This is a genomic window from Curtobacterium sp. MR_MD2014 (assembly GCF_000772085.1).
Taxonomy (GTDB): domain Bacteria; phylum Actinomycetota; class Actinomycetes; order Actinomycetales; family Microbacteriaceae; genus Curtobacterium.
This window is the reverse complement of record NZ_CP009755.1, coordinates 1,781,847-1,797,542: the sequence shown is the minus strand read 5'-3', so window position 1 is coordinate 1,797,542 and position 15,696 is coordinate 1,781,847. Positions and strand designations below refer to the sequence as shown.

The 15,696-nt window shown below is 72.5% G+C and carries 13 protein-coding genes and 1 tRNA gene; 12 read left to right on the top strand and 2 right to left on the bottom strand.

The window, feature by feature from the left end:
* Positions 1-47: 47 nt before the first annotated feature.
* Positions 48-1,379 (top strand): D-alanyl-D-alanine carboxypeptidase family protein, encoded by a 1,332-nt coding sequence (locus NI26_RS08290; protein WP_144411301.1) that lies wholly within the window; start codon positions 48-50, stop codon positions 1,377-1,379.
* A gap of 10 nt (positions 1,380-1,389) precedes the next feature.
* Positions 1,390-2,787 (top strand): serine hydrolase domain-containing protein, encoded by a 1,398-nt coding sequence (locus NI26_RS08285; protein WP_066654379.1) that lies wholly within the window; start codon positions 1,390-1,392, stop codon positions 2,785-2,787.
* Positions 2,788-2,860: 73 nt separating this feature from the next.
* Here NI26_RS08285 and NI26_RS08280 read toward each other — a convergent pair whose 3' ends face one another.
* Positions 2,861-3,652, bottom strand: a complete 792-nt coding sequence (locus tag NI26_RS08280; RefSeq protein WP_066654378.1) for an SGNH/GDSL hydrolase family protein — start codon at positions 3,650-3,652, stop codon at positions 2,861-2,863.
* A 23-nt stretch (positions 3,653-3,675) separates the two neighbouring features.
* On the opposite strand from NI26_RS08280, the gene NI26_RS08275 reads away from it, so the two are divergent.
* The 7 genes from NI26_RS08275 (at position 3,676) to NI26_RS08245 (ending at position 11,627) form a co-directional block, all read left to right on the top strand.
* Positions 3,676-4,833, top strand: a complete 1,158-nt coding sequence (locus tag NI26_RS08275; RefSeq protein ID WP_066654377.1) for an acyl-CoA dehydrogenase family protein — start codon at positions 3,676-3,678, stop codon at positions 4,831-4,833.
* Between the two features lie 46 nt (positions 4,834-4,879).
* On the top strand, positions 4,880-6,130 hold the full coding sequence (dinB, locus tag NI26_RS08270; protein WP_066654375.1) for a DNA polymerase IV: 1,251 nt from the start codon (positions 4,880-4,882) through the stop codon (positions 6,128-6,130).
* Between the two features lie 164 nt (positions 6,131-6,294).
* Entirely contained in the window at positions 6,295-8,094 is a 1,800-nt protein-coding gene (locus NI26_RS08265) for a DEAD/DEAH box helicase (RefSeq protein WP_066658243.1), read from the top strand.
* On the top strand, positions 8,091-8,300 hold the full coding sequence (locus NI26_RS08260) for a hypothetical protein (protein ID WP_066654373.1): 210 nt from the start codon (positions 8,091-8,093) through the stop codon (positions 8,298-8,300). Before NI26_RS08265 ends, NI26_RS08260 begins: the two co-directional genes overlap by 4 nt.
* Positions 8,301-8,387: 87 nt before the next feature.
* Complete coding sequence (locus NI26_RS08255) at positions 8,388-9,716, top strand: NAD(P)/FAD-dependent oxidoreductase (protein WP_066654372.1); 1,329 nt, start codon at positions 8,388-8,390, stop codon at positions 9,714-9,716.
* Positions 9,717-9,894: 178 nt separating this feature from the next.
* A complete protein-coding gene (locus NI26_RS08250; protein WP_066654371.1) occupies positions 9,895-11,034 on the top strand; it encodes a zinc-dependent alcohol dehydrogenase in 1,140 nt (379 codons plus the stop codon).
* An 11-nt stretch (positions 11,035-11,045) separates the two neighbouring features.
* Positions 11,046-11,627 carry a hypothetical protein gene (locus NI26_RS08245; RefSeq protein WP_066654370.1) on the top strand — a complete coding sequence of 194 codons (582 nt, stop codon included), beginning with the start codon at positions 11,046-11,048 and terminating at the stop codon, positions 11,625-11,627.
* A 175-nt stretch (positions 11,628-11,802) separates the two neighbouring features.
* Here the strand turns inward: NI26_RS08245 and NI26_RS08240 are convergent.
* Positions 11,803-11,888, bottom strand: a tRNA-Leu gene (locus tag NI26_RS08240).
* 187 nt (positions 11,889-12,075) lie between these two features.
* Between NI26_RS08240 and NI26_RS08235 the strand changes: the two genes are divergently transcribed.
* The 3 genes from NI26_RS08235 to mshC all read left to right on the top strand — a co-directional run bounded on the left by NI26_RS08235 (position 12,076) and on the right by mshC (position 15,525).
* Entirely contained in the window at positions 12,076-13,392 is a 1,317-nt protein-coding gene (locus NI26_RS08235; protein ID WP_066654369.1) for a M20/M25/M40 family metallo-hydrolase, read from the top strand.
* A 61-nt stretch (positions 13,393-13,453) separates the two neighbouring features.
* Positions 13,454-14,284 (top strand): undecaprenyl-diphosphate phosphatase, encoded by an 831-nt coding sequence (locus NI26_RS08230; protein ID WP_066654368.1) that lies wholly within the window; start codon positions 13,454-13,456, stop codon positions 14,282-14,284.
* Positions 14,281-15,525 carry a cysteine--1-D-myo-inosityl 2-amino-2-deoxy-alpha-D-glucopyranoside ligase gene (gene mshC, locus NI26_RS08225; protein ID WP_066654366.1) on the top strand — a complete coding sequence of 415 codons (1,245 nt, stop codon included), beginning with the start codon at positions 14,281-14,283 and terminating at the stop codon, positions 15,523-15,525. The genes NI26_RS08230 and mshC overlap by 4 nt, the downstream gene beginning before the upstream one ends.
* The last annotated feature ends 171 nt before the right edge of the window (positions 15,526-15,696 follow it).

Genomic DNA, 15,696 nt, shown 5'->3' with positions numbered 1-15,696 from the left:
CTCGCTGTCGGCCGGCACCCCGGGACTGCCCGGTACCCTCGGTTCCCGTGCCCCGTGTCGTCCGCAGCCCCCGCTCCGCCGTCAGGAGGCCCGTGACGATCGGCGTCGTCGCGGTGCTCCTGCTCGCCGTCGGGTACCTGGTGGCCGTCGCCGTCGTGCCGTTCGCGCCGGCGAGCGCCACCACGACGAAGTACTCCGCCCCGACCTCGACCCTGCCGGACCTGCGGTTCCCGGGCTACGGGGCGACCGCGGTCCAGGCCACCGGGTTCCCGGAGAGCCTGCGCACCAGCGGGGACACCAAGGCCCGCTCGATCGCGAGCATCACCAAGGTCGTGACGGCCCTGGTCGTGCTCGATGCGAGACCGCTCGACCGCGGGGAGTCCGGCCCGACGATCCGCTTCGACGCGCAGATGCAGGCGCTCTACGCCGAGTACCTGGCGCAGAACGGCGAGGTGGCGCCGATGCCGGACGGCCTGCGGCTGTCCGAGCACCAGACCATGCAGGTCATGCTGATGAAGTCGGCGAACAACTACGCCGGTGCACTCGCGCTCTGGGCCTTCGGGTCGATGGACGGCTACGAGCGCGCCGCCTCGGCCTGGCTGGACGAGCACGGGTTGGACGACACGACGATCCACGAGCCGACCGGCCTCGACCCCGCGAACCGCTCGACGGCGACCGACCTGGTGCGGCTCGGACAGCTCGCACTGGCTGACCCCGTCGTGAAGGAGATCGTCGGGACGGAGCAGGTGACCGTGCCCGGGGCGGGCGAGATCGAGAACTCGAACAAGCTCCTCGGGATGGACGGCATCGAGGGGATCAAGACCGGCACGCTCGACGAGGCGGGGGCCTGCCTGCTGTTCGCCGCCACGTACCAGCGCGGGGGCCGGCAGGTCACCGTCGTCGGTGTCATGCTCGGCGGCAGGGACCACCCGTCACTCGACGTCGACGTCCGCCGCCTGCTCCGCTCGGTGGCCGACAACTTCCAGACGGTCACGCTCACGCACGCCGGCCAGACCTTCGGCACCTACTCGACGCCCTGGCGGGACGACGCCGACGCCGTGGCCGCCGATGCCGCCGAGGTCCTGGTCTGGGGCGACACGACGGTCACCGCACGCACCCGGCTCGACAGCGTCACGCTCGGCGAGCGGGGCGAGCGGGTCGGCTCCGTACGGTTCTCGATCGAGCACCACGACCCCGTGACCGTGCCGCTCGAGCTCGAGCGCTCCATCGAGGACCCGGGGCTCTGGTGGCGCTGGACGAACCCGTTCCGCGGCGTCGAGACCAGTCCGTCGGCAGCCGCCGCCGGCGCAGCCCCGCGCGCGGCCTCCACGTCGCTCGACCCCGCGTCGCCACCGCAGCGCTGGGGGCTCGCCGCGTAGGCTCTCGAGCGTGACGACGACGTTCCCGCGCAGCACCCCGTCCGCCCTCGGCATCGACGCACGCGGGATCACCGCGTTCCTCGACGCCCTCGAGTCGACACCGGACGTCGAGCCGCACAGCATCGTGCTGCTGCGACACGGCCGGGTGGCCGCCGAGGGATGGTGGGCCCCCTACGCCGCGGACCGCGTCCACCTGCTCTACTCGCTCAGCAAGAGCTTCACCGCCGCTGCCGTCGGCATCGCCGTCCGTGAGGGGCTCGTCGACCTCGACGCCACGGTGCTGTCGTGCTTCCCTGAGCTCGACGCGGACGTCACCGACGAGCGCAGTCGCCGGATCCGGGTCCGACACCTGCTCGCGATGGCGTCCGGGCACCGCGAGGAGACCCTGCAGCGGGCCGAGGCCACCGACCCGGAGGACCTGGTCCGCGGGTTCCTCCTCACCCCGCCGGACGAGGAACCCGGCACGGTCTTCGCGTACAACCAGCCGTGCACGTACACGCTCGCCGCGATCGTCCGCCGGGCGAGCGGCGAGTCCCTCGTCGACTACCTGCGCCCGCGCCTGCTCGACCCGCTCGGCATCGACGACCTCTCGTGGAAGCGCGACGACACGGGCGCCGAGCTCGGGTTCAGCGGTGCGTACGCGCCGACGGCCGCCGTCGCAGCGCTCGGCCAGCTGTACCTGCAGCGGGGCGTGTGGGACGGGCAGCGCATCCTCGACGAGGACTGGGTCGACGCCGCCACGAGCACGCAGGTCGACAACCCCCACGAGGAGAACGCGGACTGGCGGCAGGGCTACGGCTTCCAGTTCTGGATGGCCCGCCACGGCTTCCGCGGCGACGGCGCGTACGGCCAGTTCTGCGTCGTGCTGCCGGAGCAGGACGTCGTGCTCGCCCTGACCGGGCAGTCGCTCGACATGCAGGCGGTGCTCGACGCGGCCTGGCAGCACCTGCTGCCGGCGATCGCGCCGCAGGACGGCGACGAGGGCGCTGCGGGCACGGCCGCCGGTGTCGACGCGGACCCCGGTCTGGAGGCACGGCTCGCCTCCCTCGGGCTGCCCCCGGTGCAGGGCGGTCGCCTGGCCGACGCCGTGGCCGGGTCCTACGAGTCCGACGGCGTGCTCGAGGGGCTCCGGTTGGAGTCCGACGCCGAGGGCTGGCGACTCACGGTCGACGTCGACGGCGGGCTGCTGTCGGTCCCGGTCGGTCAGGGCGCGTGGTCGGTCGAGGGGCCGCTCGCCACGAGCGGTGCGACCGGACCCGACGGCACCGTCGAGGTCGTCGTCCGCTTCGTCGAGACCCCGCACGCCGCCCGGCTCCGGCTCGACCCGACCGCGGGGACGGCGACGGGGGAGTGGACCACGCAGCCGCTGCACGACGGGCCGCTCACGCTGCGCCGCCCGGTCGACTGACCGATCGCGCCCCCTGGCGGACACCGCGCCGCGCACACGGGGGTGCGGCCTCCGACCGAGGGTGCACTCCGGGTCAGGGCGTGTCGGACGTCACGTCAACGGGCTGCAGGTCGGGCCGCTTCGCGCTGATGCCGTCGCCGGACGACGTGTGCCGGATGCGCCGCACGACCCAGGGGACGAGGTACTCGCGCGCCCACCCGAGGTCCTCGACGCGGGCCTCGCGCCACGGTCTGGCCTCGAGCGGCTCCGGCGTCACCGGGTCGAGCCCGTGCTCGACCCCGAGGGCGTCGAGCACGGCCGCGGCGACGGTCGCGTGGCCGGTCGGGGAGTGGTGCAAGCGGTCCGGCGCCCACATCCGGGGGTCGCGGAGGACCCGGAGCGCCCACATGTCGGCGACGAGGGCACCGTGCTTGAGCGCGATCGCGTGCAGGTTCTCGTTGTAGATCGCCGTCTTGCCGCGGACCATGCCGAGCACGGGTGTCATGCCGACGTCGGGGCCGGTGAAGAGCACGACGGTGGCGCCGTCGCTCCGCAGCCGCCCGACCATGCCGTCGAACCGTTCGGCGAGCTCGTCGGGGTCCGAGCCGGGGCGGATGATGTCGTTGCCGCCGGCGGACACCGTCACGAGGTCGGGGCGGAGCGCGAGGGCCGGCTCGACCTGCTCGTCGACGATCTGCCCGAGCAGGCGCCCGCGGATCGCCAGGTTGGCGTACGCGAACCCGTCCGCCCGGCCGGCGAGGACCTCGGCCACGCGGTCGGCCCACCCACGGTTGCCGCCGGGGACGGTGGGGTCCGGGTCACCGATCCCCTCGGTGAACGAGTCACCGATCGCGACGTACCTGGACCACGCATGACGAGCTGACACGCCTCCGACCGTAGTCTCGTGGCATGACGTTGGCCGACGAACCCGGGTGGACGCTGTCGCAGGACCTGCTGGAGCGGATCGCCGCCCGCGCGCCGCGGTACGACGCCGAGAACGCGTTCTGCGCCGAGGACCTCGAGGAGCTGCGCGCGGCCGACTGGCTGCGCATCGGCGTCCCGGTCGGGCAGGGCGGCGCTGGGCTCGGCCTCGCCGCGACGAGCGCCCTGCAGCGGCGGCTCGCGCAGGCCGCGCCGGCGACCGCGCTCGGGCTCGGGATGCACCAGGTGTGGGTGCAGGCGGCGCGCGCCGTCACGGCGCGGGGCGGGTCGTTCCTCCAGGCCGTCACCGACCACGCGGCGGTCGACCACCTGCTCGCCTTCGGGGTGAGCGAACCGGGCAACGACGCCGTGCTGTTCGACTCGTCGACGACGGCGGAGCCGGACGGCGACGGCGGCTACCGCTTCACCGGCACGAAGGTGTCCACCTCGCTCGCCCCGGCGTGGGACGTCCTCAGCGTGTTCGGCAAGGACACCAGTGGTCCGGAGCCACGGCTCGTGCACGGCTTCGTGCTGCGGTCCGACGGCGACGTCGAGCACCTCGACGACTGGGACACGCTCGGGATGCGCGCGACCCAGAGCCGGACGACGCTGCTGCACGGCGTGCACGTGCCGGCGTCGCGGATCGTCCGGGTGCTCCCCGTCGGTCCGACGCAGGACCCGCTCGTCTTCGGGGTGTTCGCGGCGTTCGAGCTGCTCGTGGCGTCGGTGTACGTCGGGATCGCCGAACGGGCGCTCGGACTGGCCGTCGCAGCGGTGTCCGGTCGACGCGGGCGCGACGGCGTCCCGCGGTCGCAGGACCCCGACGTCCGCCGTGCGGTCGCCGACCTGCGCGGCGCGGTCGACGCGGTCGCCCTGCAGGTGTCCGCCCTGGCCCGGTCGGTCGACGAGCTGGACGACCTCGGCCCCCGCTGGTTCCCGCTGCTCGTCGGCACCAAGGCGCGGACGGTGGACGCGGCGCAGCACGTCGTGGACGAGGCGCTGCGGCTCGCCGGCGGCTCGGCGTTCCGGGCGTCGTCGGAACTCGCCCGGCTCGCGCGGGACGTCCGTGCGGGGCAGTACCACCCGTCGACGCGGGACTCGGCGGCGCGGACGATCGCCGCCGCGGAGCTCGGGCCGCTCGCCTGAGCCGGAGCCCGGCCCGGGTGTCGGTGGTGCGTGGCATCATCGCCGGGTGAGCAAGCAGGACGGACGCAACCGGCTCGTCTCCGAGCGTCCGGTCGACGACGTGACGGCGACGGTCCTGCACGTCGACATGGACGCCTTCTTCGCCTCCGTCGAACTGCTGGACCGTCCCGACCTGCGCGGGCTCCCCGTCATCGTCGGACACGACTCGGACCGCTCCGTCGTCACCGCCGCCACGTACGAGGCCCGTCGCTACGGCGTGAACTCGGCGATGCCGATGGCCGTGGCGAAGCGCCGGTGCCCGAACGCCGTCATCGTCGAGCCGCACTTCGAGAAGTACGCGGCGAAGTCGGCCGCGGTGATGCGCGTCTTCGGGCAGTTCACCCCGAAGGTCGAGAAGCTCGGGATCGACGAGGCGTTCCTCGACGTCGCCGGTGCGCTCCGGCTCTACGGCACCCCGTGGCAGATCGGCACCGCCATCCGCGCCGCGGTCCTCGCCGAGACGGGTCTCCACTGCTCGGTGGGCGCGGCCTCCACCAAGTTCGTCGCCAAGCTCGCGTCGAGCCGGTCCAAGCCGGACGGGCTCCTCGTCGTGCCGGCCGCGCACACCGTGGCCTTCCTGCACCCCCAACCGGTCGCGGCGCTCTGGGGCGTCGGCGGCACGACGCAGGAGAAGCTCGAGCGCCGTGGCATCCGCACGGTCGGGGACCTCGCCCACACGCCGCTGCCGTCGCTCGTCGCCGCACTCGGTCCCGCCGGCGGACAGCGCCTGCACGACCTGTCCTGGGGCCGCGACCCGCGCGTGGTCGACACCGGCGTCAGCGAGAAGTCGATCGGGCACGAGGTCACCTTCGGACGTGACCTGACCGAGCGTGACGACGTCGCCCGCGAGCTCCTGCGCCTGGCCGACAAGGTCGCCGTGCGCCTGCGCCGCGCCGACGTGCAGGCCCGCACGGTCGCGCTCAAGGTGCGGTACACCGACTTCAGCACCCTCACCCGGTCCCGGACGCTCGCCGAACCGACCGACGTGGCGAAGCGGCTCCACCACGAGGCGGTCGAGCTCTACGACGTCCTGCACCGGCCCGGCAACCGGATCCGCCTGATCGGCGTGCGCGGCGAGAACCTCGTCCCGGCAGCGGCGAGCAACGCGCTGTGGGACGACGACGCGCCGTGGCGGGAGACCGAGACGACGGTCGACGCGGTCGCCGCACGCTTCGGTGCCGGCGTGCTCCGGCCCGCCTCGCTCGTGCGCGGCACGCCCGAGCAGCGTCCGCCGCACGCCCGGCAGGACCCGGCCTGACGGTAGGATCGCGTGAAGTGAGCGCAGCGGAGTACGACGACCAGCAGCAGCCCGCGACGCTGTGGGGCGACGCCCCGGACGGCGACGACCGGGCGACGCGGGAGCAGTCCGCGGTCGGTGGTGAACCGGCCGCGCCGGGCGCTGCCCGACCCCACGACGAGGCCGTGGTCCAGGCGGAGAACGCCGGCAACGCGGCCGCCGAGCACCTGTCACCGGCCTTCCCGGAGCGGGCTGCGTGGGGAACCGCGTCGAAGCTCCGTGCGTGGCAGGTCGAGGCGCTCACGAAGTACTTCGAGACCGAGCCGCGCGACTTCCTCGCCGCCGCGACCCCCGGCGCCGGCAAGACCACGTTCGCGCTCCGCCTCGCCACGGAGCTCCTCGCCCGCGGCACCGTCGACCGCATCGTCGTCGTGGCCCCGACGGAGCACCTCAAGCGGCAGTGGGCGGACTCTGCCGACCGCGTGGGCATCCGGATCGACCCGATGTTCAAGAACGGCGACGGGATGTTCGGGCGGCACTACCAGGGCGTGGCGATCACCTACGCGCAGGTCGGCATGAACCCCGAGGTCCACCAGAAGATCACCGAGGGCGGTCGCACGCTGGTGATCCTCGACGAGGTCCACCACGGCGGCGACGCACTCACCTGGGGCGACGGCATCCGCGAGGCCTTCACGAAGGCGACCCGTCGGCTGTCCCTCTCCGGCACCCCGTTCCGGTCGGACACGGCCCCGATCCCGTTCGTGCAGTACGCCCCCGACGAGCAGGGCATCCGGACCTCGATCTCCGACTACAACTACGGGTACGGCCGCGCGCTCAAGGACGGCGTCGTCCGCCCGGTGCTGTTCATGGCCTACGCCGGGCAGATGCGGTGGAAGACGCGCATGGGCGACGAGATGTCGGCGTCCCTCGGCGAGCAGGTCACGAAGGACATCACCGCACAGGCGTGGCGGACCGCGCTCTCGCCGGAGGGCGAGTGGATGCCCGCCGTGCTGTCGGCCGCCGACAAGCGGCTGACCGAGGTCCGTCGCGGCGTGCCGGACGCCGGCGGCCTGGTGATCGCGACCGACACCACGACCGCGCGCGCCTACGCCCGGATCCTGCAGCAGATCACCGGCGAGCGACCGACCGTGGTGCTCTCCGACGAGGCCGCCGGATCGAGCCGGATCCAGGCGTACGCCGAGGACACCTCGCGCTGGATGGTCGCCGTCCGCATGGTGTCCGAGGGCGTCGACGTACCCCGGCTCTGCGTCGGCGTGTACGCCACGAGCGCGAGCACACCGCTGTTCTTCGCGCAGGTGATCGGGCGCTTCGTCCGGGCCCGCCGCCGCGGCGAGACCGCGAGCGTGTTCCTGCCGAGCGTGCCCGGGCTGATGGCCCTCGCGGCGTCGCTCGAGCTCGAGCGCGACCACGCCCTCGACCGGCCGAAGGACAGCGACGACGGGATGTACAACCCCGAGGACGCCATGGTCGCCGAGGCCAACAAGGAGGACCGGGCGTCCGAGAGCCTGCTCGAGGTGCAGCCGTTCGAGGCGCTCGACTCGCAGGCGTCGTTCGACCGGGTGCTCTACGACGGCGGCGAGTTCGGCACCGGGGGCGAGGTCGGCTCGCTCGAGGAACTCGACTTCATCGGCATCCCGGGGCTCCTCGAACCCGACCAGGTGCGCGATCTCCTGCGGGCCCGTCAGGCATCCCAGGCGAAGCGGTCGAAGGGCCGCGCGGCGAAGGACGGCCTCCCCAAGCCCAAGCCCGACGAGTCGCGCCCGATGTACCAGACCATCAAGGAGCAGCGGACCGAGCTCGCACGGCTCGTCTCGATCTGGTCCCGGCACGCGAACGAACCGCACGGGGCCATCCACGCCGAGCTCCGTCGGATCAGCGGTGGGCCGGCCGTGGCGCAGGCGAGCATCGAACAGATCCAGAAGCGGATCGACGTGCTGCGCTCGCGGATCGGCAACCGACGGTGATCGAGCCCGTCGACGACCGCACGTGGCTGGTGAAGCGCACGCCGGAGTCCTCACCCGAGGCGATCATCGACCGCTTCGGCGGCGGGTACCGCCTGCGCCGGTTCTCGCTCACCGAGTCCCGTCGCACCCAGCACGGCGTCCACACCGGCCCCGAGCTGGCCGAGACCGCCTGGTGGCGCCTGCAGGACCGTCCGCCCGGACGGTGATCGCCCGGTGAGCGATCCGGTTGCGGTGCACGGACCGGGCGGCGCGGCTTGGTGACGTCACAGGGGTTCTTCCGGTAGACCGGGTGCATGGCAGACTCCATCCCTCACGTCCTCGTCCTCGGCGGCGGCTCCGCCGGCTACACCACGGTCAAGCAGCTCCAGAAGCACGCCGCGACCGTGCCGATGCGGATCACGCTGGTGGACCAGAACACGTACTACACGTACCTGCCGTTCCTGCCGGAGGTCGCGGGCGGGCACATCGCCCCGAAGGACGTCACCTTCGAGCTCCGTCGCGCGCTGAAGAAGACCCGCGTCATCCAGGGCAAGGTCACCGGCATCTCGTCGAAGGACAAGACCGTGTCCATCGCCACGGCCGGCGGCGACGACCGCACGCTCGGCTACGACCAGCTCGTCGTCGCGCTCGGCTCGGTGACCCGCACGTTCCCGACCCCCGGGCTCGAGGAGTACGGCGTCGGCTTCAAGACCGTGGAGGAGGCCGCCTACGTCCGCGCGAAGCTCCTCGACAACATCGCGAAGGCCGCTGCCACCCGTGACGAGGACGAGCGTCGCCGTCTGCTGACGAGCATCTTCGTCGGCGGTGGCTACACCGGCGTCGAGGCGATCGGTGAGCTCTTCGACGTCTCGCAGGCCGCCATCAAGACCTACCCGTCGCTCGCCGGTGAGCAGCCGCGCTGGGTGCTCATCGACGCGCTCGACCGCGTCGCGCCCGAGGTGGGCCCGGAGCTGTCGAAGTGGACCCTCGAGTCGCTCCGTGCCCGCGGCATCGACGTCCGGCTGAAGACCACCATGCCGAGCGCCGAGGGCGGGGTCATCAAGCTCTCCGACGGCGACGAGTTCGCCACCGGGCTGCTCGTCTGGACCGCCGGCGTCAAGCCGAACCCGCTCCTCGACGCCACGGACCTGCCGCGTGGTCCGAAGGGCCACCTCGCTGCGAACGCCAAGCTCCAGGTCGAGGCCGAGGACACGCACGAGGTCGTCCCGGGTGTCTGGGGCCTCGGCGACGTCGCGCAGGTCCCCGACCTGACCGCCGAGAAGCAGCCGGCGTACTACCCGCCGAACGCGCAGAACGCCGTCCGTCAGGCCGTCGTCGCCGCGGACAACGTGGTCGCCACGATCACGGGCAAGCCGCTCGAGGAGTACCGCCACCCGTCGATCGGCACCGTCGCCTCGTACGGCGTCGGCAAGGGCGCCGGCAACATCAAGGGCGTCAAGATGACGAACCTGCTCGCCTGGCTCGCGCACCGCTCGTACCACGTGTACGCGATGCCGACGCTGAACCGGAAGGTCCGCATCGTCATCGGTTGGATCACCGGCGCGGTGTCCGGTCGCGACGCGACCAGCCTCATCAAGGAGACCGACCCGCGACGCAACTTCGTCGAGGCCTCGAAGAGCTGACACAGGTCGACGTCACCACGTGACGGACGGGAGGCGCGGTGCCGGTCGGCACCGCGCCTCCCGTCCGTTCGCCGGTCCCTCGTCGACGGTCCCGGTCGTTCTGCTCAGATCGCGCGGTCCTGGATCGCCTCGCACGGCACCGAGGCGAGCGTGGGCTCCACGAACGAGAGGAGCGCCCATGCGTGCCATGACCTACCGCGGACCGTACCGGGTCCGTGTCGAGGAGAAGCCCGATCCTCGGATCGAGCACCCGAACGACGCCGTCGTCCGGGTCGAACGGGCCGCGATCTGCGGTTCCGACCTGCACCTGTACCACGGCATGATGCCCGACACCCGCGTCGGGCACACCTTCGGCCACGAGTTCATCGGCGTGGTCGAGGAGGTCGGTTCGTCGGTGGCGTCACTCGCCGTCGGCGACCGCGTGATGGTGCCCTTCAACGTCTACTGCGGCTCCTGCTGGTTCTGCGCGAGGGGGCTGTTCTCGAACTGCCACAACGTGAACCCGAACGCGACGGCCGTCGGCGGCATCTACGGGTACTCGCACACCACGGGCGGCTACGACGGCGGGCAGGCGGAGCGCGTCCGCGTACCGTTCGCCGACGTCGGCCCGTCCGTCATCCCGGAGGGGCTGGACGCCGAGGACGCCCTCCTGATGACCGATGCCCTGAGCACGGGCTACTTCGGCGCACAGCTCGCCTCGATCCGCGAGGGCGACACCGTGGTGGTGCTGGGCGCCGGCCCGGTCGGGCTGTTCGCTGCTCGGTCGGCGTGGTTCATGGGTGCCGGCCGCGTGATCGTCATCGACCAGCTGGAGTACCGGCTCGAGAAGGCGCGCACCTTCGCGCACGCCGAGACCATCAACTTCGCCGAGGTCGACGACGTCGTGCTCGAGATGAAGCAGCAGACCGACTTCCTCGGAGCGGACAGCGTGATCGACGCCGTCGGTGCCGAGGCGGACGGCAACTTCACCCAGCAGGTCACGGCGTCGAAGCTCAAGCTGCAGGGCGGGTCACCGACCGCGCTCAACTGGGCGATCGACGGTGTGCGCAAGGGCGGGACGATCTCCGCCGTCGGCGCGTACGGACCGATCCCGAGCGCGGTGAAGTTCGGCGACGCCATGAACAAGGGCCTGACGATCCACACGAACCAGGCGCCGGTCAAGCGCCAGTGGCCCCGGCTGCTCGAGCACATCCAGGCCGGACACTTCCGTCCGAGCGACATCATCACGCACCGGGTCCCGCTCGAGCACATCGACGAGGCCTACCACCTGTTCTCGTCGAAGCTCGACGACTGCATCAAGACGGTGATCGTGCCGTGAAGGAGACACCCGTGACCGACCACACGCCCTACATCGCCGACCCGCCCCGACGTGTGCCCTCGTCGGCGGAGCTCCGTGAGCGCATCCCCGGGTGGGGGAGCGACCTCGACCCGGCCGACCGTCCGTCGGTGCCGAAGCTCTCCCGCGAGGTCGGACTCGCCTCGGGTGCCCACTGGGACGTCCCCGAGCCACAGCCCGGCGGCGAGGGCCGCGAGCGGTCGATCGAGCACGCCCACGTCACGCCCGTGTTCGGGACGGCGCAACCGCTGTCCGGGCTCGCCGGGGTCGTGAAGCGGTTCGCCTACCGACGCTTCAGCGAGGGCCGGCTGGCGCACTGGCTGCTCCTCGTGCTGGGCGACCGGATCGACGTGGCCACCCACCGGGTGACGGACGCGCTCCGCGGCCGACCGGACCGGGTCGTGCACGAGACCGGGTGGCGCGCCGAGCTCGGCAACCGGCCCGTCTCGACGCGTCTGGGCTCCTCGCGACGGGACGGGCGCCACCAGCTGCTCGACCCGGTCGTGGCGAACTGGGGCTGGCTCGCCGCCCTCGGCGGCCTGGTGCTGGTCGTGCGTCGCCTGCGGCGTCACTGAGACGCGGGGCGGAGGCCCTCGCGCCGCGCGCCTCCTGCGACACCGCGCTCGTCGTTCGACAGCGGTGATGTCGCACGATGCGCGTGCATCGGGTCATCGGCCCGCGATGCTCGCCGGGCGAGCACGGACGAGAAGAGCCCCCTCGCCGACAGGCCAGGGGGCTCTTCTCTTCTTGTGTCCGAGGGGGGACTTGAACCCCCACGCCCTAATACGGGCACTAGCACCTCAAGCTAGCGCGTCTACCAATTCCGCCACCCGGACAGGGTGTTCTGCACTTGTTCGGCTGTCGTTCCGGGCTGTTTTCCCGGCGTTCCTGCCGAGAGAAGACACTAGCACGGCTCTGAACGCACGATGAACACGGGCGCGCATCCCGGGCGAGTCCTTCGGAACGACGGGCGAGCAGGGGGCGTACGCGGGTGCGTCGCGGGCTGCCGGTAGCGTTGGTGGCATGAGCGACGCCCTGCCGACCGAGCCGGACCTCGAGGCCACCGCCGCCATCGCGCGGGACCTGATCCGCATCGACACCACGAACTGGGGCGAGGGCAGGTCGGTCGGCGAGACCGAGGCGGCGCAGTACGTGGAGGCGGAGCTGCGCGACCTGGGCTTCGCGCCGCAGCTCTTCGAGTCGGAGCCGGGCCGGGTGAGCGTCGTCGCCCGTGTGACGGGGCGGAACGCCGACAAGCCGGGGCTCGTCGTGCACGGGCACCTCGACGTGGTGCCGGCCGATCCCGCGAACTGGACGGTGGACCCGTTCGGCGGCGAGGTGCGCGACGGCATGCTCTGGGGCCGCGGCGCGGTCGACATGAAGAACATGGACGCGATGATGCTGACGGCGTTGCGCGACGTGGTCGAAGGTCAGGGCGCACCCGAGCGTGACCTCGTCATCGGGTTCTTCGCGGACGAGGAGGCGGGCGGGGTGCTCGGCGCCCACCACGTCGTCGACACGCACCCGGAGGTCTTCGCCGGCGCGACCGAGGCGATCAGCGAGGTCGGCGGGTACTCGGTGACCCTCGGCGGGCAGCGGGCCTACCTGCTGCAGACCGGCGAGAAGGCCCTGATGTGGATCAAGCTCGTCGCGCGGGGCACCGCGGCGCACGGCTCGCACGTGATGCGGGACAACGCGGTGACCAAGGTGGCCGCCGCGGTGGCGCGCATCGGAGCGGAGGAGTGGCCGGTCCGGCTCTCCGGCACCACCGAGGCGATGGTCCGCGAGATCGCGCGGCTCCTCGGCGTCGACCCCGTGACGACCGGGCCGGACGAGGTCGCCCTCGCGACCGGGTCCGCCTCGCGCTTCATCCACGCGGCGCTGCACACGACGACCAACCCGACGGTCCTCCGCGCCGGGTACAAGCACAACGTGATCCCGGACGCTGCCGAGGCCCTCGTCGACCTCCGCTGCCTGCCGGGCGACGAGGAGACCGTGCTCGAGCGGGTCCGGGAACTCGCGGGCGACGACGTCGAGGTCGTGATGACGCACCGGGACGTCGGCCTCGAGCAGGACTTCGGCGGACCCCTCGTCGACGCCGTGCGCGGGACGCTCGAGCGCCACGACCCCGGGGCGCCCGTGCTGCCCTACCTGCTGTCCGGCGGCACCGACAACAAGGCGATGTCGCGGCTCGGGATCGCCGGGTACGGGTTCGTCCCGCTGCAGCTGCCGGAGGACGTCGACTTCCCGGCGATGTTCCACGGCGTCGACGAGCGCGTGCCCCTCGACGCCCTCGCCTTCGGGCGGCGCGTCCTCGGCGACCTGCTCGCCACGTACTGATACATTGCCGGGTCGCCCCTCGGCGGCAACCCGCGACGACCGGCACGAAAGGCCCCGCTCGATGCACATCCTCGAGGCGATCTTCCTCGGCTTCGTGCAGGGACTCACCGAGTTCCTGCCCGTGTCCTCCAGCGCGCACCTGCGCATCGTCGGGCTCTTCCTGCCCGATGCGAAGGACCCAGGTGCCGCGTTCACCGCGGTGACGCAGCTCGGCACCGAGACGGCCGTGCTGATCTACTTCTGGAAGGACATCACCCGGATCGTCGGGCGGTGGTTCCGCTCGGTGTTCCGGCGCGACGTGCCGCAGGGCGACCCGGACGTCCGCCTCGGCTGGCTGGTCATCCTCGGCACGATCCCGATCGGGGTCGCCGGACTCCTGCTCAAGGACTCCATCGAGACCACGTTCCGGTCGCTCTGGATCGTGGCGATCGTGCTCATCGTCTTCGGCGTCGTGCTCGGCGTGCTCGACGTCGTCGGGCGCAAGGTCCGTCCGATCGAGCAGATGACGTTCCGGAACGGCCTGCTCATCGGCGTCGCCCAGATGCTGGCGCTCGTCCCGGGCGTCTCGCGCTCCGGTGCCACGGTGTCGATGGGACTCGCCCTCGGCTACACCCGACCGGCCGCGGCGCGCTTCGCGTTCCTGCTCGCCGTCCCCGCGGTCTTCCTGTCCGGCTTCTACGAGGCCGCGACGAGCCTCGGTGACCACGGCGCGCCCTTCGGTCTCGTCGACACGCTGGTGGCGACCGTCGTCGCGTTCGTCGTCGGGTTCGTCGTCATCGCCGCGTTCATGAACTACATCTCGAAGCGCAGCTTCATGCCCTTCGTGGTCTACCGGATCGCACTCGGTATCGTGCTCATCGTGTTGCTGTCGCTCGGAGTGATCCAGCCGTGAGGGCCTGGCAGGTCCCGTCCGTCCCGTCCGTCCCCGGTGACGCGCCCCGACCCGTGGTGCACGACACCGCGGCCGGGCGGCCCGTGGACCCGACCCACGGCGCGGAGGGCGCGACGCTCTACGTGTGCGGCATCACGCCGTACGACGCCACCCACCTCGGCCACGCGGCGACCTACCTGGCGTTCGACACGCTCGGTCGCGCCTGGCGGGACGCGGGGCTCGAGGTCGAGTACGCGCAGAACACCACCGACGTCGACGACCCGCTGCTCGAGCGCGCCGAGCGGGACGGCATCGACTGGCGCGAGCTCGCCGCGTCGCAGATCGACCTGTTCCGCCGCGACATGGAGGCACTCCGCGTCCTGCCGCCGGACCACTTCGTCGCGGTGACCGACGAGGTCGAGCGCATCGCCGAGGCCGTCGGGTACCTGCAGGAGACCGGGTACGCCTACGACGTGCCGACCGACGACTCCGAGGGCGACGACGTCTACTTCGACGTGAACCGCCCCACCGAGGCGTGGGCGCTCGGCGACGAGAGCCGCCTGGACCGCGAGACGATGCTCGTGCTGTCGGCCGAGCGGGGCGGGGACCCGGACCGCGCCGGCAAGCGCGACCCGCTCGACCCGCTGCTCTGGCGTGCCGAGCGCGCCGGGGAGCCGAGCTGGGACACCGAGCTCGGCCCGGGACGACCCGGCTGGCACATCGAGTGCAGCGTGATCGCGGGCGACAAGCTCGGCCTGCCGATCAGCGTACAGGGCGGCGGCAGCGACCTCGTCTTCCCGCACCACGAGATGAGCGCCGGGCACGCCGCCGCGCTCGCGCACCAGCCGCTCGCCAACGCCTTCGTCCACACCGGCATGATCGCCTACCAGGGGTCGAAGATCTCGAAGTCGCTCGGCAACCTCGTCACCGTGCGCGGCCTGCTCGACGACGGCGCCGACCCGCGGGCCGTCCGGCTCGCACTGCTGTCGCACCGGTACTCGGACGACTGGGAGTGGTTCGACGGCGAACTGACGAGCGCGACCACCCGGCTCGCGACGTGGGACGCCTGGGCGTCCGGCGACGCTCCGGGTCACGAGGACGACGCCGCCGACGCGATCGCCCGCATCCGCGCGCGTGTCGCCGACGACCTCGACACGCCGGGTGCGGTCGCCGCGGTCGACACCGCGATCGCCGCGCGGACCCGCGCGACACCGGAGCTGGTCGACCTCGTCGACGCCCTGCTCGGCATCCGCCTGGCCTGAGACCGGGGGCTCGGGCAGGCGCTCTCCCGGTCGCGCGACGTGCCGCCGGTGGCCGTCGCGGTCGCACGACGTGCCGCTCACCCCAGAGGTGAGCGGCACGTCGTGCGACCGGAGCGCGTGCCGACCACGGGACGGACGGGAGGCGCGGTGCCAGCCGGCACCGCGCCTCCC

What these genes read in the sequence shown, in the direction of transcription:
- NI26_RS08275 (WP_066654377.1), top strand. Translation starts at nt 3,676, where the DNA reads ATGACGTTGGCCGACGAACCCGGGTGGACGCTGTCGCAGGACCTGCTG.
- NI26_RS08255 (WP_066654372.1), top strand. Translation starts at nt 8,388, where the DNA reads ATGGCAGACTCCATCCCTCACGTCCTCGTCCTCGGCGGCGGCTCCGCC.
- NI26_RS08250 (WP_066654371.1), top strand. Translation starts at nt 9,895, where the DNA reads ATGCGTGCCATGACCTACCGCGGACCGTACCGGGTCCGTGTCGAGGAG.
- NI26_RS08235 (WP_066654369.1), top strand. Translation starts at nt 12,076, where the DNA reads ATGAGCGACGCCCTGCCGACCGAGCCGGACCTCGAGGCCACCGCCGCC.
- NI26_RS08230 (WP_066654368.1), top strand. Translation starts at nt 13,454, where the DNA reads ATGCACATCCTCGAGGCGATCTTCCTCGGCTTCGTGCAGGGACTCACC.